The sequence below is a fragment of the Bradyrhizobium sp. 186 genome (assembly GCF_023101685.1).
In the GTDB taxonomy this organism is placed as follows: domain Bacteria; phylum Pseudomonadota; class Alphaproteobacteria; order Rhizobiales; family Xanthobacteraceae; genus Bradyrhizobium.
Genome location: NZ_CP082164.1, coordinates 8,710,904 through 8,729,542 on the forward strand (window position 1 = coordinate 8,710,904; position 18,639 = coordinate 8,729,542).

At 58.5% G+C, this 18,639-nt stretch carries 12 protein-coding genes and 2 pseudogenes; 4 read left to right on the plus strand and 10 right to left on the minus strand.

The features are described 5' to 3' along the window. From IVB18_RS41615 to ltrA, 8 genes are all read right to left on the minus strand, one after another. On the minus strand, nt 1–1,347 hold the full coding sequence (locus tag IVB18_RS41615; protein WP_247985965.1) for an LLM class flavin-dependent oxidoreductase: 1,347 nt from the start codon (nt 1,345–1,347) through the stop codon (nt 1–3). Between the two features lie 1,082 nt (nt 1,348–2,429). Continuing rightward, on the minus strand, nt 2,430–3,140 hold the full coding sequence (locus IVB18_RS41620) for a hypothetical protein (protein ID WP_247985966.1): 711 nt from the start codon (nt 3,138–3,140) through the stop codon (nt 2,430–2,432). A gap of 593 nt (nt 3,141–3,733) precedes the next feature. Next, complete coding sequence (locus IVB18_RS41625; protein WP_247985967.1) at nt 3,734–4,624, minus strand: crotonase/enoyl-CoA hydratase family protein; 891 nt, start codon at nt 4,622–4,624, stop codon at nt 3,734–3,736. 40 nt (nt 4,625–4,664) lie between these two features. Beyond that, nucleotides 4,665–4,880, minus strand: coding sequence for a hypothetical protein (locus tag IVB18_RS41630; RefSeq protein WP_247985968.1), 216 nt, complete (start codon nt 4,878–4,880; stop codon nt 4,665–4,667). Continuing rightward, on the minus strand, nt 4,864–5,427 hold the full coding sequence (locus tag IVB18_RS41635) for an aminotransferase class III-fold pyridoxal phosphate-dependent enzyme (RefSeq protein WP_247985969.1): 564 nt from the start codon (nt 5,425–5,427) through the stop codon (nt 4,864–4,866). Before IVB18_RS41635 ends, IVB18_RS41630 begins: the two co-directional genes overlap by 17 nt. Nucleotides 5,428–5,944: 517 nt before the next feature. Further along, the gene (locus tag IVB18_RS41640) at nt 5,945–8,395 is read right to left on the minus strand and encodes a CoA transferase (RefSeq protein ID WP_247985970.1); all 2,451 of its coding nucleotides are present in this window, start codon (nt 8,393–8,395) and stop codon (nt 5,945–5,947) included. A gap of 824 nt (nt 8,396–9,219) precedes the next feature. After that, nucleotides 9,220–9,369: a hypothetical protein gene (locus tag IVB18_RS41645; protein WP_247985971.1), complete on the minus strand. Its 150-nt coding sequence runs from the start codon at nt 9,367–9,369 to the stop codon at nt 9,220–9,222. Nucleotides 9,370–9,422: 53 nt separating this feature from the next. After that, entirely contained in the window at nt 9,423–10,745 is a 1,323-nt protein-coding gene (gene ltrA / locus IVB18_RS41650) for a group II intron reverse transcriptase/maturase (RefSeq protein ID WP_346732587.1), read from the minus strand. A 577-nt stretch (nt 10,746–11,322) separates the two neighbouring features. Here ltrA and IVB18_RS51765 point away from each other — a divergent pair. Then, a complete protein-coding gene (locus IVB18_RS51765) occupies nt 11,323–11,445 on the plus strand; it encodes a hypothetical protein (protein WP_256476637.1) in 123 nt (40 codons plus the stop codon). A 241-nt stretch (nt 11,446–11,686) separates the two neighbouring features. Here IVB18_RS51765 and IVB18_RS41655 read toward each other — a convergent pair. Further along, nucleotides 11,687–12,358 (minus strand): annotated as a pseudogene (locus IVB18_RS41655) (IS5 family transposase). A 100-nt stretch (nt 12,359–12,458) separates the two neighbouring features. Here IVB18_RS41655 and IVB18_RS41660 point away from each other — a divergent pair. Further along, entirely contained in the window at nt 12,459–13,679 is a 1,221-nt protein-coding gene (locus IVB18_RS41660) for an IS701 family transposase (protein WP_247984400.1), read from the plus strand. Between the two features lie 524 nt (nt 13,680–14,203). Here the strand turns inward: IVB18_RS41660 and IVB18_RS41665 are convergent. Then, nucleotides 14,204–15,399, minus strand: a pseudogene (locus tag IVB18_RS41665) (IS256 family transposase). A 1,250-nt stretch (nt 15,400–16,649) separates the two neighbouring features. Between IVB18_RS41665 and IVB18_RS41670 the strand changes: the two are divergent. Together IVB18_RS41670 and IVB18_RS41675 are read left to right on the plus strand one after the other, a co-directional pair. Beyond that, entirely contained in the window at nt 16,650–17,306 is a 657-nt protein-coding gene (locus tag IVB18_RS41670) for a hypothetical protein (RefSeq protein WP_247985973.1), read from the plus strand. Nucleotides 17,307–17,427: 121 nt separating this feature from the next. Then, nucleotides 17,428–18,585 (plus strand): Xaa-Pro peptidase family protein, encoded by a 1,158-nt coding sequence (locus IVB18_RS41675; RefSeq protein ID WP_247985974.1) that lies wholly within the window; start codon nt 17,428–17,430, stop codon nt 18,583–18,585. Nucleotides 18,586–18,639: the final 54 nt, after the last annotated feature.

Here is an 18,639-nt window from a genome sequence, read left to right on the forward strand (position 1 = left end):
TCATCGACTGCTTTGCGCGAACCGATTAAGTGGCCGCTTGAGTCCGAGATTCTCTCTTAATGTTTGTCCAGAGTACGTGGACCTGAATTTACCTCGCTTGCGCAATTCCGGGATGACGAGTTCAACAAAGTCCTTGAGCTCGCCTGGAACAGTTGCTGGTAGCACGTTGAATCCGTCAGCAGCACGCTGGTCAAATCTATCGACCATGGCGTTGGCGATTTCGTCCGGCGTTCCAACAATCATGAGATGGCCCCGGCTGTCCGATACGAAGCGGATCAGTTGTCTCCAAGTGAATTTCTGGCGTACGGCCAGATCGAGGAGCGTCTTCTGACGACTCTGGATAAAGTTCGTCCGCGGTAATGATTCAGGTACTAATGAGTCGAGGTCCATCGAACGGATATCAGTGACAAATCCCAGCCAACGATCGGCGGTCCCAATTTGAACGTCAATGTGAGTATACGATTGTAGCCTTTGGAGCTTGGCGGAGGCTTCTTCCTTGGTCCTCCCAACAATCGGAACAATGCCAGGCATAATTAGAACCTGATCGTCCGTCCGCCCAAGTGCGCGTGCCTTCTCTTTGAGAGTTGCGTAGTATCGTTTACCGCTTTCCAAACACGGTTCAGCGGTAAACACTACCTCGGCCAGCGCTGCAGCGAACCGTATTCCGGACTCCGATGCGCCCGCCTGAACCAACACGGGATGTCCTTGAGGCGGCCGTGCGATGTTCAGCGGGCCTCTGACTGAAAGGTAGTCCCCTCGGTGATTGAGCAGATGCAGCTTCGTCGTGTCGACAAAAATACCTGTTTCCTTGTCGCGAACAAACGCATCGTCTTCCCACGTATCCCAAAGCCCCTTGACAACTTCTACAAATTCTTTCGCTCGGGTATAGCGCGTGTCGTGATCTGGAAGCTCTTCTTCGCCGAAATTTGGGGCCTCGTACTTATTTCCCGAGGTGACAATATTCCAGGCCGCCCGTCCGAGCGAGAGGTGATCAAGTGAGGCGAGCATCCGTGCAAGGTGATATGGCTGGTGGTAAGTCGTTGTCGCTGTCGCTACAAGGCCGATGTCCCGCGTTCTCGATGAAAGTGCCGACAGAAGTGTGATTGGCTCGAACGTGTCGTTTCGGCTCACACGCGCAATATTCGCGTTATCTTGTTCTACAACGCTAGGGCTGTCGGGGATAAACACGAAGTGAAATGCCGCAGCTTCGGCAAGTGCTGCTAGGTGAGCATAGTGGTTGACATCAACTCCACCATCGGCAGGCACGCTCGGATCTCGCCATGCACCTTCGTTATATCCCGCCTGAATCAGGTATAATCCGAGCGTCAGTTCACCATTGCGCTGCATGTCGTGTCTCCAGTTGAATTGGACTAACTAGCGCACCATGTTCGATCGGTAGTCCTCGTCTTTGAACAGAACAGATGCCTTACTCGTTCGCTTTTCGTAATGCTTGACGGTCTCGTCGATTGAGCCGCAAATGGTTGCCGCGCTTGCCGGTTTTTGTGAGATCCAGAGGATCCTAACGCGCGCCGCCTGAGAAACATTCGTGCACCATCGCGGCCAAAGATTTTCGGCAGCCTAACGGGCCTTCCCGAGACACTCGCTGGCTGTCGCCGCAGGTCACTTAGCCGGCACCGAAGTATATCGACCGATAAGTGACATGCTTGCGCTATGTAGATCAATTACTAGCAATGGTAGTTGATCGCACTGCACGTTCGGGGGGGGTCCGTGTAGCACGGCTCGATGTTGATTCGAGCTCTGGTCGCACAAACTAAAGAAATGCTGATTTCGGAATAGCTGGTCGGAGTCGACTGAGCTGACGCGTGCTTACCGTTTAGAGTATTCACCGACGGCTTCTGCGATAATCATCTGCGAAGTGGTTCGCGCGCTCAAATGGACATGAGCACGGTGCGTCGGTGCGCTCGAGCCCGGATCGTGCGAAAATGCACGATCACGATCACTCCCCTAGGTCGCGGTGTAGCTGTAGATCACCGCATTCACCGGCTAGAGCCAAACTGGTCAGTAGGTGATCGTCGGAAAGCTGCGGATGGATCATTGCTCGGCTTGGTGGTGGTTCCAAGGTTATGTAGCAAGCACGCTGGCGGCCATATGCTGTTTGAGCAGGATCGCGCGGCGATACGAACGATGACGCTTTCCATGGGAAGCTCGGTCCCGCTTGATCAGAGGGATTTTGCAACCCGTCTTTCAAGCAGCATGAGGTGGTGGTGGAAGCGAGCGCCAACAGCATGGCCGTGTCACGCACCTATGCCGCAGACCTGGTCTTTTTCAACGTTCGGGCCGCTCACCAATTGCCGGATGATGTGCGAGCGTCGATCGGTCCACCCTTTCGTAAGCTTGACCGGCTGGCGGAAGACTCGGTCCTGCTCGCGCCCTTAGGAGATTTGATGAGGATCACCGTCAGCGAGACTTCAGGAGGCTAAAGCCGACTTGCTGCTATCGTGAACGGCAACGAGGCTTCTCAACTCCTCGCCGGTTAGCCAAACAAGCAGATCGTGATCAATGATGTTCTCCTCTACCAGATGTAGTATCGAACCGCCGTGTTCATAGTGGGCATGTCCGTATTGTGCAAGAACGCCCTTCTCGAGCAGCCAGCGCTCTGCAAGTCCACATACGAAGTCGGGAGACCACATGGCAAATGAAGCGCCGCGCAGTATTGCAGCCATGATGGTGGGTATGCCTTGACGCCTAAAGTCGCTGCGCAGCCAAAAATCTCCATGGTAAGCTACTTTCCCAGTAATCTTCTTTGCGGTTGGCGCAGCGCAAGTACAACGGTCCTGAGGATGTGCATGTACGGCTGGATCGGCGTAGAACGCCCTCAGAGATTCAAGATGCTCTGCAAAGTTACTGTGCGAAAGGTCATAAAGTCGAGCAGCCTGTACGAGCGCAATCTGCTTGTCATTGTCGACGCCCACCATCCAATATCCCTCACCCGATTTGATCGGCGAACGATCTGGCCGAAAGTTTGGATATGTCGGTTTCTTTGTTGGAAGGACCCGTGTGATCGAGACGTATTCATTGAAATCAAATCCTATCGAAAGCTTGATGCCTTTTTGGGCGGCGGCATCGTCATATACCCGAAGGAATCGCGAGACTTGCAACGGATTAACTACGGATTTCATTGCTGCCCCTCGTTTCTGATCTGATGAATGCGTGTAGCCTCGACAACTCATCCAGCTCGCGTGTACAGCACAACCAATGAGCCAACGGTACTACCTATCCTGATGAGAGATGCGTGGTTCGCAATTGATGAGGCCATTCGCAAATGATTAGTCTTGCGGCGGCAAAACGTTCTCGAGCGACACCGGATCAATAGGAGCTGCGGCCTGCGGCAAAGCACATTGACCAAGCCGACGCGAGGAGCTGCAGTCCCTCGATGGCGAGCTAAGGCCGAGGGAGCGACATGGTCAAGTCGCACAAATTGCTCGAGAGCAACTCCCCAACAGAAGAACGCTTCGGCTCAACCCGTGCCTTTCCCGCACGGTCGGATACTTTATCCAGCCATCCTGCTTATCTTTCAATCTGCATTCTTGCAGGGGGCACGGCGAGACTGGTTGAGCTGAGTTACCAAGAATGCCATCGCTGCCGATGAAAATCCCGGCCGCTCGCTAGACTCACCGACTCGTCGACGAGCTGATATCAGCGGATCGGCACGGCCCGGAAAATTGCCTCATTGAGCGGCGCGGATCGGCTAGGCTGGTAGGGCAAGGAACTGTCATTTGTACTCTCGTTCCGTCCACCATGGAAAAAAATCCGGCATGTCGGCCGACACCTTGTCTCTGAAAACTGCGGGCCGCTTCTCCAAGAATGCCATCACACCTTCCTTGGCATCGGCGGAACGCCCGCGCGTATACATACCGCGGCTTTCGATCTTGTGGGCTTCCATCGGGTCATCTGCACCCAGCATGCGCCACATCAACTGCCGGATTAGCGCAACAGATACGGATGAGGTCTTGTCGACGATTTCGCGAGCGAGCTCACGCGCGGTGGGAAGCAGTTGATCTGGCGGCACAACTTTGCTAACTAGCCGACCGGCAAGCGCTTCCTGCGCCGGAAATACCCGCCCGCTGAGAGACCACTCCAGCGCCTGTGCGATGCCGACGACGCGCGGCAGGAACCAGCTCGAAGCTCCCTCCGGAACGAGGCCACGCTGCGAGAACACGAACCCAAAGCGCGCGGCTTCAGAAGCGATGCGGATGTCCATCGCGAGCTGCATGGTCGCGCCCATGCCGACCGCCGGCCCATTCACGGCGGCGATGACGGGCTTCAGACACTTGAAGATCCGCATCGCGATCTTTCCACCGCCGTCGCTGACCTTCGGATCGCTGTAATCCACTGCGCCATCGGGCAGTCGTTTAACTGGTCCACGCCGCGTGTCGCGGTCAAATGTGTCGCCGCCCGAAGATAGATCGGCGCCGGCACAGAAGGCTCGTCCTTCGCCAGTCACGATAATGGCGCAGACATCATTGTTCTTATCTGCTCGATCAAAAGCGTCGACGATCTCGCGCTCCATGGTTGCGGTACAGGCGTTGAGCTTCTCCGGCCGATTTAGGGTTATCGTAAGGATTTGCTCCGCAATGTCATATTTGATGGTCTGGTACGCCATGGTGTTCCTTTCAGATACTTGAATTAATTGGGCGGTTCGCTCACTCGATCCCAGTCTGCTTCAGCGCTACGGCCAAGGCTTCCTCAAATATTTCAAGGCCCTGATTTAGGGTGTCATGATCAATCGTGAGTGCTGGCAAGAACTTTATGACCTGATCGATTGGCCCGCATCGTTCGATGATCAGTCCTCTCTCAAAGGCCTTGCGCGCCGTGGTTGCTGCAGCCTCAGTCCTTCGGCAATCAAAGCCCACCGCCATGCCTCGCCCTCGAACGGCAAAACTGTTTCCATACTCTGATGCAATGGCTTGTGGACGTACGAAAGAACCGATTGCCGCTCGCGGCAACCGCTCCTAAGCTCATGCCATGATATCCATGCGTGAATGAAATATTGCTCTGACGCCCCGTGACCTTGCGTGAAAGCTTCAGAGCTGCCTCAATAGCATTAGCACCTGCCGGCCCTGAGAATTGGAATCGGTAGCTCAGATTCCGCTCTCGACGTATGAGTGAGCTGAACGTCTCCATGAAGCCGAGCTTTGCCGGAGTGGCCATGTCAAGCCCGTGGACAATGGCATCCGACGCAAAATACTCAGTAATGTCAGCTTTGATCTGATGATTTTTATGGCCGCAGTTCAATGCTCCAGCACCGGACAGGAAGTCAATTGCCTTTCGACCATACTCCGTTAAGATAACGGAGCCGCGCGCTCGACTAAAAATAGCCGGAAACGAACGTGAGTATGATCGGACGGTTGACTTGAGGACTTCGAAGGCTTGCATCTTACGGGGCTCGCCAATGACTTCATGCACGATCGTCTCCTCCACCAACCTCAGACGTATCAGCTTGCGCGAGCTGTGGACTTAGCGAGCGGCACGTGCCGCGCGTCTCGGCGCGGCCTTCCCCGCGTGCTCTCCCAGAAGGCCCACTCACTTACCGGATAACCGGGAACGACGGACCTACTAGGATTCGTGGGTTGTGACTCAAAGAGCCACGCATATCCCTGCCATTCAGGTGGAGGGCCAATGATGTCCTCAAGTTCGGTACTCATTCATGTCTCGCAAAGCGGCTTCCGTTCTGGGTTAGCAATGGGATGCGAAGCTGGGTAAGCTATCACGCAGTCGTCACTGGAAGGCGATCGCAATGCCATGTAGTTCCACAGCTTGCTGAGATAATTAAAAACGCCGCGCCACTGCTTTGCCGTGAGGTATGGATGACCAAGGCCAAAGGCCGCGGTGCTGAGCGGCTGATCCGTCAAGTTCGAGTGCAATCGAGCCGTAGCACGGATCTAGCAGTCTGACGCCACCTTCTAGGTCTTCGCGAGCTACCTCAGGAGACCATCGCGGTACCGATGATGTTCTCGCTTGCCAGTTGCGCGATCTCGGCGTCGGACAGCCCGAGAAGTTCTCTTAGGACGTCTCTGTTATGTTGTCCCAGTGTGGGGGCCGCCGAGCGGATCGCATACGGCGCTGCGCCTTCGCGAATCGGCATGGATGGCTGCGGGTGCGAGCCAATGAAAGCGCGTTCGACCTCCTGCAGAAATGCGCGCGAGCCGAGATGTCGATCCTTGAGCAGGTCAATCGGCAGGCGGGCCACGCCTGCCGCAACCCTTGCGCCCTGCAGCTCGGACATGGCGTGATCCGCATCACGAGTGTGCGTCCAAGCTTCGATGCCTGCCTCTATGAGATCCTCAATGTCGCGGCGAGCTTCCGCAGATTCAAGCAATGCGTTCCAGGCCCAGTCTGGCCTACCAATAAGGATGGCAAGCCTCTGCCACATCGCCGCATCGGTAGCCGCTATCATGATCCAGTTGTCCTCACCCGCACACCGGAAGCAGCCATGCGGCACCAACTGCGGATGTCGAGCACCATACTTTGTGAGTGGCGCCCCATCAATCGAGTGAACGGTGATCCAGGGCGCCGCGAAGGGGATCATGCACTCGATTTGCGCGAGATCGATGAATTGTCCCTGCCCGGTGTTGCGAGCGTGAATCAGGGCGAGAAGAACTGCAGCGCAGCCGTTCAATCCGCCGACGGGATCCCCGAACGCGATGTGGCTCATCACAGGCGGCTTATCGGCGCTTCCGACCACGCTCGGCAGACCTGAGCCCTGCTCGAGAGTCGAGCCATAAGCCCGGCAATCGCGATGGACACTGCTCGCGCCAAAAGCTGACATCGACATCATGACGAGGCGTGGATTGAGTAGTTTGAGTACGTCGTAACCAAGCCCGAGCCTTGGCAGCACATCAGCCGAGTAATTGCCGACCACAATATCGGCCTCCGCCAACAGCCGCTTGGCAAGAGCGAGGCCTTGCGGCCGCTTCAGGTCAAGTGTGATACCGCGCTTGTTGCGGTTCATAATGCAGAAGCATTGCGCCATTTCATAAATTTGCCCGTCCACATAGCCGCTGCGCCGGTCAACTCCGCGCCACCAGTCCGGATACTGAATGGCTTCGATCTTGATGACGTCCGCCCCGAGATCGGCCAGTGTCCGGGTACACAATGGGCCTGCCCACCCCATCGTGAAGTCGATCACGCGAGTCCCATGCAACGGCTGCCGGTCCGCATCGATGCAGCCGGACGATCCAGGCCCAGTCAGCGAGCCGTGAGTACGGATGTGGGCGGAATGTTGCTGCTCGCCGGGAGCCGGAACGCTGCCACCCCGGCGTGGTGGCGTCAACGTCAGCCGCTGCATCGAACCAACCGTCAGGCCCTCCTCTTTACCAATCACAATCGGCACTATTGCGCCGCGCGCCTTTTTTTCCTCGTCTTGGAGCAGATCGGATATTTCGGGCACCGGCACGATCGGGATTTTGCGCTTGAGTCCCTCCGCAAACCACTGCTGCGCTGTCCGCGCCTTCAGTCTCGGCACAAACTGTCGTTCGATCTGGTCCATGTGTTTCAGGCGACCTTCGTTGAAGGCGAGAGCCGGATCATCACGCAATTCGGACAGGTCGAGCATGTCGCAGAATGCGCGCCATTGCCCCGGCGTGACGGTCGAAAGGCCGAGCCAACCTTTTTTCGTTGGGTAAATGCCGACCGGAAAGTTCGGCCAGAAACGGTTAATACCGATCCGGCGCATCACGTCGCCCCGCGCAAATGCCTCGAACATGAGATACTCGGACAGAGCGAGGCTTGATTCGAAAATGTTGAGCGACCACGAGCGCCCTGCTTCACCGTGCAGTCGTCCAACAACCGACGCTGCCGTGGCGATGAAGCCCCACAAGCCAGCGAGGATACCCGTTTGGAAATCTGGCGCGTGCAAGGGCGGGCCTTCGGCCGGTCCAACTAGCTTGATGAGACCGGCGAGAGCGCGCACTGTAGAGTCGGTGGCAGCGAATCCTGCATAGGGGCCCTCCCGGCCGAACCAGCTCGCTTCGAGATAGATCAACCGAGGGTGTCGCTGACGGATCGAGGCGATATCGATGGGCGGGCAACCCGCCGGATCAACATCGCGCCCATCAACCAGAATGTCGCAATGCTCGATCAGTTCCGTCAGCCGCGTGGCCGCGTTCGGGACGCTAGCATCGATGATGATGCTTGATTTGTTGAAGTTCAGGAAGGCAAACCATGCGCTGTGGTCACCTGGCGTGAGCGGCGGGCTCCGGCGAAGTGGATCGCCGGCTTTCGACTCGACCTTTTGAACATCGGCACCGAAATCCGCAAACATTCGCGCGCAATAGCTTGTCGCGGCCGAGCTACCGATCTCGACAACCCGTAGATGCGATAACACTCCCATCGACAGCTCCTTTTTCACACCGTTGCTCAGGAAGTCACCCATCAGCCGACGCAAGCTTGTCGCACCTAAGCGCGGCTCTGCTGCAGTACCGATACAACGAAGTTTGTGCGGCGATGCGACGCGGCGACAGCGGGATAGAGCCCATAGCTTTGATCCAAATCCTCGCCGAGGCAACGTTGACATTGTGTTGGAAACGACAAATCAAATACGACAGTGTCGTTCTGATGGATGTCCGCAACTCCGCTTTTCTCCTTTAACTTAAGCGATGGCCTCTTTCTGCCGATGGAAGCAAAGCCGCATGCCTCCCGCCCTATGCCAACGATTCGGCAGTCGGCCTGGCGGCCGTCAACAAGAAGACGTAGAGGAAACGCGATCATTTCGGCTGTGTGTCCGGCTATAGGCACTACGCCGAATAGTGACAGAACTGGCGCGCTTTGGGTTCAGGAACGGCTGCCGCAATGCTAGGCGACGGGAAGTCTGCTGTATGATGAGCAGTCCTGGCATGACAGGCTGTGCCACACTTCGCGATCCGTACATTGGTTGGGCTTTCCCAGGTTCAGTCAAGCATATCGCCCTGTCGTGATGAACTCGCCACATCGGGACGAGTGTTATCGAGATCGATTTCAGCAATCGGGTGTATTCGGTTGCGTATGCACGGGGCGGGAGGGCGATCCACCGTCGCGTTCCAATTTCTCATCTGCCAAACAATCACCCGCTCCAACACTAGGATGAGTCGGTACGACAGCGCGGCTTAGCTGGCGCCGGTCCTGCTGCGACCGTGATTGAAGCGAAATAGACCATTAGCCGCTTCGCTTGGGCAGCTACCAAATAAGATAGTCGGCACCACACAGCCGATCGATGTTGCTCTACGAGAGCGCGTCACTTAGCAATTGCTCGCCGGGCCGCTCAGGCACGAGGATCACGCATGCGGCCACATTCCGCTGCGCGCGCCCGTCCAGCGGCAGGAACGGTCTGATGACGATTGATATGTCGCTGATCGCGGTAGGGACGCTCATTGCTGAGCGCCCCCCGCACAGATCCGGACGAGCCCAATTAAGGCATCCGGCTCCTACCTTGGGTGTGTGACGGCGAAGCGCTGTTGCGGCCAGGGATGGAGGATACGGGGTTGAGGAAGCCAGTCATCCGCCAACTTCGTCATACGATCCCAAGTGAAGCCGGCTCGTTGGCTGCGGCGCCGAAGCGTTCGCCGCCAGAGGTCGGTCACATAATAGCGGAACGCTGAGAGCGCCCGCCCGTTTGCAGGAACCGCATAGTAGGCGAAGTGGCCGGTGGTGACCTGTCTCAGCCATTTACCCTGGACGGGGATCGGTTGGTGCATTCGACGCCGCAGCTCTGCCTTGATGTCCTGAAGCTTCGTCCGCAGACGGTCGCGACGGGTCTTCCTTTCGAGCAGGAAGTTTCCCCGGCGTGACTTACCGCAGATGTGGATGAAGCCCAGAAACATGAAGGTCTCCGGTTTGCCGAGCCCGCGTGTCTTGCGATTGGTCGCCGCATAGCGACCGAACTCAATCAGGCGGGTCTTGTCCGAATGGAGCGTCAACGCGAATGCCTCAATCCGTTCACGCATCGCATCAAGGAAGCGACGAGCGTCGTCCTCATGCTCGAAGCCGGCCACCAGATCATCCGCATAGCGCACGATAATCATATCGCCGTGGGCCTCCTGCCGTCGCCAGCGTTCGGCCCAAAGATCGAAACAGTAGTGCAGGTAAACGTTGGCGAGCAGCGGCGAAATCACCGATCCTTGCCCCGTGCCCCTGTCGTCCACGGTTACGACCCCGTCTTCGAGGATACCCGCCCTCAGCCATTTACGGATCAGGCGGATGATGCGCTTGTCACCGATGCGGTGCTCCAAAAACTGGACTAGCCAGTCCTGGCTCACACTTCCGAAGAAGTTTTGCACGTCGGCGTCAAGTATCCAGTTCACCTTCCGCGTGGTGATCGCTACCGTCAGGGCGTCCAACGCATCGTGTGGCCCCCGGCCGGGTCGAAACCCATAGGAGAAGCCGACGAAGTCGCCTTCGTAGATGGCGTTAAGCACCATGACGGTCGCGCCCTGGACGATTTTGTCTTCCAGAGCCGCGATCGCCAGCGGCCGCTGCTTCCCATCCGCCTTCGGTATGTACGTCCGGCGTGACGGTTGCGGCCGGTACGCTCCCCGGTGGACCCGTTCGTGCAGTTCCCTGAGCCGGGGCTCAAGGTCGGCCTCGTAGTCCTGCCACGTCATGCCATCCACGCCGGGGGCGGCTTTGCGCCGAAGCGCATAGAACGCCATCTGGAGTGTATCGACAGTGATATGGTGGAGAAGTGCGGTGAACCGTTCCTTCTTCTTCAGCCTTGCAGCTTTCCGTACGCGGTCCAGCGCTTGGGTCACGCGAGCCCGGTGCTGTGCCCGGTGCGTGCTTTGCTGGCCCTCGTTCCCCTTGGTCCCCGGCCTTGGCTCCGCCGGCTCCGTCACCGGTCGCCCGGCTTTGTTCGCCGGCTTCGCAGCTACTATGCCGGAGTCAGACTTCTCTGGATCGTGCATCAGCGGCTACGGCTCCTCGCCTTCCCGCCGCGGACCAGGCTGCTCAGTGAGCATCTGGCCGACCGAGAGAGCTCCCGGTTCCCGTACAAGAAGCTTCTGCACATGCCAGGGTCTGCGACCACGCCGAAGCGACTGGGCGCTCGCGATATCGCACCCCTTCGTGTTGCCTTCCGCTCAGTTGACAGCGTCGGCTCTCGGGAAAACATTCTTTCGCGGCTCAATGGCTGGCCTATGCACTCCCCTGCCGACGCTTCGCCGACACCCTCACGGATGCCTACGCACGGCTCGGGGCCGATGTGGATCGCTACTCCTTCATCGTAGTGGACTTCCACCACCTACTCCTTGCCGGTCTCCCGGCGCACCAACTGCAATGCTAAAGCGCCAACTCTGTTATCTGCTTCGGCGCTCAGATTATTCGCGTGTAATGAACCGCCAGAAGGAGCGCTGGCGCCACGATCTGGTCGAGAAAGACGGCGATGATCTGAGCTTCCGAAGTCATGATGATTATCTGCCACTTCCCAGCGGCATGCCCCCCGGCCAGATCTGAAGAAACTCCAAGCCTACCGCGGGAGATCCCGGGCAGTACTCTGCTTCGATGCTACAGCTGAGGTAGAATGGCTACCAAGCTAGAAAAGGCCGTTGAGATATTGAGCATTGCGCCTCAACCGCCGTCCCGTGTGTCTCGGCCGGGGTACTCTCTCACGTTCCTACCGCCCTGCCTCGGCTCGCGCAGGCCCGGGCAGATGCGATCGAGGCGGCGATAGAGGTCACCTAGGGTCTGTTTGGATTCATCTTGAATTTATCACGCCCGTGGTGAGACTGATCATTGCTTCAAAGCTGGTGTCCGTTTTGTCTGCTCGCATGGCGATCCGCTTGAATTCCTTGAGCTTGCAGAAGAAGTTTTCGATCAGATGTCGCCATTTGTAGATGTCGGCGTCGATGACGAGAGGTTTTGCGCGCCGCGGGTGCTGAGAGATGACCATTTTTGGCGCCGCGTGCGTCGAGGTCGGCGATGATGGCGTTGCTATCGAACGCCTTGTCTGCAATCAGCGCCTCGAAGGTCAGTCCTTACGATTAGCGGCGGAACGCCGACCGTGTCAAAGCGCTGTCCTGGCAGCAGCACGAAACGCACGAGATTGCCGAGCGCATCGGTAAGTGCCAGGATTTTGGTGGTCATTCCGCCTTTCGAGCGGCCGATGGCCTGTTTTTGCGTCCCCCTTTTGCGCCCTGTCCGTGGCGGTGGACCTTGACGATGGTGGCATCGACCATGACGTACTCCATCTCCGGCTCGTCTGAGACCGCATCAAACATGCGCTTCCAGACGCCCGCCTTCGCCCAGTCGCGAAAGCGCGTGCAAACAGCCGGTTGTTATTGCCGCTCCGGCCCGGATCGCCCGGCTTGCCAAGACAAAGCGGCTCCATCTTCGCCCATTGGGCGTCAGTCAAAACGAATCGGTCCATCCCAAGCTTGAATCACAAAGCCAGGATGAGAATCCTGAATCCAAACAGACCCTAGCATTACAGTTGCTTTGTTTGCGGGCTTCTGAATCCATGGGCAACCATGATTCGAATGTCGTGGACGCGGGCCGCGTCGGTTGAGGAGACGCTTGCGTTGTGGGCGGCGTCGCTTCGAGAGGTCAAGCAACGGATACGTCCGTTGTTCACGCAAGAGCGTGTGGCGACGAATGCAGGCTTGTTCCTGGAAGGTCTGCTCGGAGATGAGCAGCGCAAGACCGGCTGGATGCGCGCGGAGGCGGCTGGCGATCCCGGCCCATGGCGTCAGCAGGCAATTCTGGGTCGTGGAGATTGGGACGCTGATGCCCTGCGCGATATCGTCCGCGACTATGTCATCGAGCATTTGGCGGATGACGATGCGGTGCTGGTGATCGACGAGACCGGCTTTCTCAAGCAGGGTAAGGCCTCATGCGGAGTGGCACGGCAATACACTGGTTCGGCAGGGAAGATCACGAACTGCCAGATCGGCGTCTTCGCTACCTACGTTTCGCGTCATGGTCATGCGTTCATCGATCGCGCGTTGTATCTTCCGAAGGAATGGACTGACGATCCAGATCGTCTGGAAGCCGCATATGTGCCTGCCGATGTCGGCTTTGCGACCAAACCAAAGCTTGCGACGAGAATGATCGCACGTGCGATAGCCGCGTCTGTACCATTCAAGTGGGTTGCCGGTGACACGGTCTACGGTGTTGGCGATATCGAACAGCAGCTACGGCGGGCAGGCAAAGGCTATGTGCTCGGGGTCAGCAGCTCTCATGTCTTCCGATCCTGGGGCAAGCGACAGCCGGTCGCCGGCAAGGCCGAAGACATCGCCCGGACGCGGCGCCCGTCCGACTGGAAGCGCTTGTCGGCGGGAGCCGGAACCAAAGGACCGAGGCTGCATGACTGGTGTTATCTCGAACTGGCCGATCTCGAGGTCGAGCAGTTCAACAGCGCAAATGATGGTTTATGGACGCGCGGTCTGCTGATCCGTCGCCATATCGCCGATGGCGATCTCGCCTTCTTCACCACCTGGTGCCCAGCGGGAACATCAATTGAAACGCTGGTCGCGGTCGAAGGCCATCGATGGGCGATCGAGGACAGCTTTGAAACCGCGAAAAACGAGTTCGGGCTCGATCACAACGAGAGCAGGTCCTGGCATGGCTGGCATCGCCACGTGTCCCTGGTGATGCTCGCCTTCGCCATGATGGCGGCGATCCGCCATCGCGCCAATCCGCCACCGCCCAAAAAAACCAAACGCCGCCCCCCGGCAAAAGCCAAAGCATAACCACACCGCCACTGATCCGTTGGTCAATCCAGGAAATCCGCCGCATTGCCATCAGGCTTGCTCGAAAGCGGATCCAACCCGCGCATGTCATCGCATGGTCATTCTGGCGCAGAGCTCACCAGGCTGCCGCTCAGCGCGCGCATCTCAAAGCAAAACGGCAACTGTAATGCTAGGACGCGGGCCTTTTAGTGCAGCCATTATGTCTAAATCGCGCAGTCGCACGCGAGGCCAAACGGGAGTAACCTTTTGTTTGGTGGAGTAGCCGCAAGCAGGATTCAGCAGGATTGCTGCCTGGTACAGGTTAAGGAATGCCTCGGCGACGGTATGCCTGACCCCGACCATACCAGCCGCTCGCGTTCCTCGAGGTTGACCCCGGCACATACGTGTTAGTTGAAATACAGTGCATCCGCAGAATGCCATCAACTTAGGCAGCAGCCAGATCGCAGCGGATCTCCCAGATCGTGTCCCTGGGCGTGGTGTAGCTGGCGGCGGGTCACCGCGTTCGCCGGCAAGGGCCGGGCCGGTCAGCTGGCGATAGCCGGAAGGCTGACGATCGGATCATCGCTCAATGGCGCGATGGTTTCCAGCGTCATGTAGCGGGCACGCTGGACGGCCCACTCATCGTTTTGCTCGAGCAGGATCGCGCCTATGAGGCGAACGATCGCATCCTCGTTGGGGAAGATGCCGACCACTTCGGTGCGCCGCTTGATCTCGCCGTTGAGGCGCTCGATCGGGTTGGTGGAGTGCAGCTTGGTCCGATGCTGCGGCGGGAAGGTCATGTAGGCGAGCACGTCGGTCTCGGCCTCGTCGAGGAAGCCGGCAAGCTTCGGCAGCTTGGGGCGAAGCTGATCCGCGACCTTGCGCCACTGCGTTCGCGCGGCCTCCGCATCATCCTGAGCAAACGCGGTGGCGATGAAGGCGGAGACGACGCGCCGCCCGCTCTTGCCGGCATGCGCCAGCGCGTTGCGCATAAAGTGGACGCGGCACCGCTGCCAGCTGGCGTTGAGGACCTTGGCTACGGTAGCCTTGATGCCCTCGTGGGCGTCGGACACGACCAGCTTGACGCCGCGCAGGCCGCGGCGGGCGAGCTTGCGCAGGAACGCCGTCCAGAAGGTCTCAGCCTCGGACGGCCCAATGTCCATGCCAAGAACCTCGCGCCGGCCGTCGCTGTTGACGCCGACCGCGACGATCACCGCGACTGATACGATGCGGCCATTCTGGCGCACCTTCACGTAAGTGGCGTCGATCCACAGATACGGCCAGTCGCCCTCGATCGGACGGGCGAGGAAGGCCTTCACCTTGTCGATCTCGCCACACAGCCGGCTGACCTGGCTCTTGGAGATGCCGGTCATGCCCATCGCCTGCACCAGATCGTCCACCGAACGGGTCGAGACGCCCTGCACATAAGCTTCCTGCACCACGGCGGTGAGCGCCTTCTCGGCCATGCGGCGCGGCTCCAGGAAGCCCGGGAAGTAGGAGCCTTTGCGCAGCTTTGGGATGCGCAGTTCGACCGCGCCGGCGCGGGTCTCCCAGATCCGCTCCCGGTAACCGTTGCGCTGGGCCAGGCGCTCGGGGCTCTTCTCGCCGTAGCTCGCCCCGGTCTGGCCCTCGACTTCCAGCTCCATCAGACGCTGGGCGGCAAAGCCGATCATCTCGCGCAGCAGATCGGCGTCGGGGTCTTCTCTACGAGTGAGCGCAGGTTCATCATGTCGTCGGTCATCGGTGGTTCCTCGGTTGCGTTGGCGTGTCGCAACCCGATCCTACCGGAGAACTGCCGGTGACCACCGCAAAGCCGCCCGCCCGCTACGGCGCTATTGGGGGCGCGCGTTCGGGCGGCTTTGCTCTACCGAGCTACACCATCACTGGGGACACGACCGATCTCCATCCCTTGGAAGTGTCGGCACGCACGTCTCATCTACCGATTTCATGCTTCTTAGTCGTTACTATCTCGCGCCTTCATGCAAGCTTTTGGTCGAGACGGTGCGAGAACAGGGCACTCTTCAGTCCAGGAATGCCGAGCGACATTGGCATCGCTTGTTCGCTGCAGCGGCTAGTCGCCTCACCTCAGGCGGACCATGCTTCTCTGATTTCTCGAGGAACTGGACACAAGCCAGGAATGCTGCGAGGCTTCCAAACAAGCGAGTCCGACGGAAGCTTGGCCGAATTCATTCATGCGGCCTGTGACTCTCCGCTTGCCATGCGGTCATTCCAACCCGCAGAAACCTGGAATTCCCGCGCAGAAGCCACACTCCGTAGCGTGTGAAGTGTCTAACCAGGTCCGGTCTGGCTGCTGCGCGGATCCAGGCTCGCCGGGCTGCGCCTCGCAACCCACCAAAACCGCAAGGTGCTCTCCGTGATAAGCGGGAGATGATGCCGGTCACCCATTCTATCTGTCCTGACCATTCATTTGCGCGGGGAGTCGGGCTGATCCGAGGCGCCAAGGGCACCATGGCCGACGCGTTGGTTTCACGACGCTGTCGCGCTTGCGACGAATTGCATTTACCGAAGATCGCCTGCTTTCAGCGATTTTGGCGTGGCATGCGGGTTGCAGAAGCGTGGTCGGAAAGACAAAGAGGGTGCCAACCATGATTTCCGCCATACCATCTCGTCCGAGTGCGATGCGACATGAGCTAAGCGATCCTGTTGAACCAAATGACGCCCTGTAGTGGGTAATCAGACGCTTGGCTTGCAATTGCGACCGCGGAGAATGTGCTTTTTGGCACGGCGCGCTAGCTGAAGGAATGAAGCAGGGCCGGCTACGATGGGGATTGACCAACTCGCCGCCACCGCGCCCCAGAGAGGCTCACCTGCCGCTACCACTATGCTTGATACTGGTTGCCACACCCACGATCTAGCCTGCGTCAAAGACTGCTCCACCCCAAGCTAGGGAATTCGGTTCTAGTCCGGAATGCTTCGTCAATGACCCCGCAACTATCACGCTCTCTCGGAGTCCTGCACCTCGAACGTGGGGTGCCGTCCGGCGCCGCGCCGCCGAAGCCCGCGCCCGGATCGATGCTAAATTCGGCCACCTTCGAGTTCCCGACTATCTTCGAAACAGTCGCGGGAGCGTGGGTAGAGAATGTCGTGCGCGGCGATCCTGCTCTTGAGCCATCATTTATCGCTGCCGCCCAGCGGCTCGTCGAGCGAGGTGCCGTCGCGATAAGCTCGACCTGCGGCTTCTCTATCCGGCATCAGCCGGCGGTGGCCAAGTCGACGAATGTGCCCGTGGTGATGTCAAGTCTGCTTCTGCTGCCCGCGTTGCTTCGACAGCTGCCGGCATCAGCCAAGATCGCAGTCTTGACCTACGACTCGACGCATGCAGCCGAAAACCTGCTCGGGATTGATGATCCAGCCGGGCGGGCGAGGATCGTGATTGGCGGCATCGAAGGCGGCAAGTTCTGGCATGACGAGCTCAAGCGTCCGCCACCACCGATCGACGTTGCGGCGATCGAGAAGGATGTCGCTGCCTGCATCGAGCGACTTTGCATCGCGCATCCAGAGATCGCGATCATCCTGTTCGAATGTGCGGCGTTCCCTCTGGTGTCGCCGGCGATCCGTCGTATCACGAAGTTGCCTGTCTACGACATCACAGACCTTTGCAGACTGACGATGGCCTCTATCGCATGATAATGGCGGCAACAGACTTAGACGGACACTTCGCAACGACAAGCCCGAAAGCGACTTTTCGAGGCTGCGTCGCTTCCATGCCGGGCATCGCCCCCATGCAATGAGCTCAGGAGAAACCGTGATGCCCGCATTTGATCAACAGGAATATCGCGAACGTACGGCTCGGCTGCGCCAGCGAATGGCGGAGCAGGGCATGGACGCAATGCTCGTCTTCAACGAGGCGAACATGAATTATCTTACTGGCTACGATGGATACTCAGATTATGTCCCGCAACTCGCGCTTGTGAGTCAAGACGACGAAGATCCGTGGTTGATCTTGCGCGAGATGGACGTTGCATGCGCAACGGTCACATCCTACCTGCCGCGGTCGCGTCTACTCATTTATTCCGAGAAATACATCGGTTCGAACCAGCGGACACCGTGGCAGCCGATTGGAGATATGATCCGCGAACGCACCAAATCAAGGCACATCGGGGTCGAACTGACGGCAAAAAATTTCGGGGTGAAGGCCCAAGCTACCCTGGGCAAAACCCTGGACCTTTCAAAGAGCATCGATGCCGATGGCGTCATTTCCAAGCTGAAGCTACTGAAATCTCCTGCTGAGATCGCCTACATGGAGCAGGCCGGAAAGATCGTCGATCGGGCCATGAGGGTCGCCCGATTAGGGGTCGCTCCCGGCGCGCGAGAATGCGACGTAGCCGCAGCCGTTATGCACGCATTGTGTACGGGCACGCCGGAATTCCCGGGCCATGCTTCTCGCATTTATCCGACCATGCCGACCGGACGTCCGGCGACTGCTCCGCATCTCAAGTGGACCGACGCGAGCTATGCGATGAATTGTCAGACCAATTTTGAACTAGGAGCGTTTCGCCACCGCTATTGCTGCGCATTGTCCCGGACCGTCTTCTTAGGTGAGCCGTCCGCTCGGTCACGGCACCTGCACCAGGCCGCGCTTGACGGCTTTCTGGCTGCCTTCGAAACGATGCGGCCTGAAGTAACATGCGGAGATGTCGATCGAGCGTTCCGGCGCACCTTTAGCTCTCGGGGCGTACGCAAAGAATCTCGAATCGGCTACTCCCTCGGGAATGATTGGCCTGACGGCGGCGCGAGCCTTCAGGATGACGATGAGGCTGTACTCCAACCCAACATGACTTTCCACTTGATCATTGGCATTTGGGAGAAGGACGACGGCTATGTCTTCAGCGAGACAGTGCGCGTGGCTGACAACGGCGCAAAATCGCTGAGCAGCATGTCGCGCGACCTGCTGGTCAACCGCTGAGACAACCGTCGTGCAAGTCAGATGACGTCAGCGACGTCCGATGAAGATGTTCCA

Bases quoted from the DNA above. Each gene is read 5' to 3' on its own strand.
- IVB18_RS41640 (WP_247985970.1), bottom strand. From the start codon at position 8,395: ATGGGTGACTTCCTGAGCAACGGTGTGAAAAAGGAGCTGTCGATGGGA.
- IVB18_RS41620 (WP_247985966.1), bottom strand. From the start codon at position 3,140: ATGAAATCCGTAGTTAATCCGTTGCAAGTCTCGCGATTCCTTCGGGTA.
- IVB18_RS41660 (WP_247984400.1), top strand. From the start codon at position 12,459: ATGATTCGAATGTCGTGGACGCGGGCCGCGTCGGTTGAGGAGACGCTT.
- IVB18_RS41625 (WP_247985967.1), bottom strand. From the start codon at position 4,624: ATGGCGTACCAGACCATCAAATATGACATTGCGGAGCAAATCCTTACG.
- IVB18_RS41615 (WP_247985965.1), bottom strand. From the start codon at position 1,347: ATGCAGCGCAATGGTGAACTGACGCTCGGATTATACCTGATTCAGGCG.
- IVB18_RS41630 (WP_247985968.1), bottom strand. From the start codon at position 4,880: ATGGCGGTGGGCTTTGATTGCCGAAGGACTGAGGCTGCAGCAACCACG.
- IVB18_RS41645 (WP_247985971.1), bottom strand. From the start codon at position 9,369: ATGAGCGTCCCTACCGCGATCAGCGACATATCAATCGTCATCAGACCG.
- IVB18_RS51765 (WP_256476637.1), top strand. From the start codon at position 11,323: ATGAACCGCCAGAAGGAGCGCTGGCGCCACGATCTGGTCGAGAAAGAC.
- IVB18_RS41675 (WP_247985974.1), top strand. From the start codon at position 17,428: ATGCCCGCATTTGATCAACAGGAATATCGCGAACGTACGGCTCGGCTG.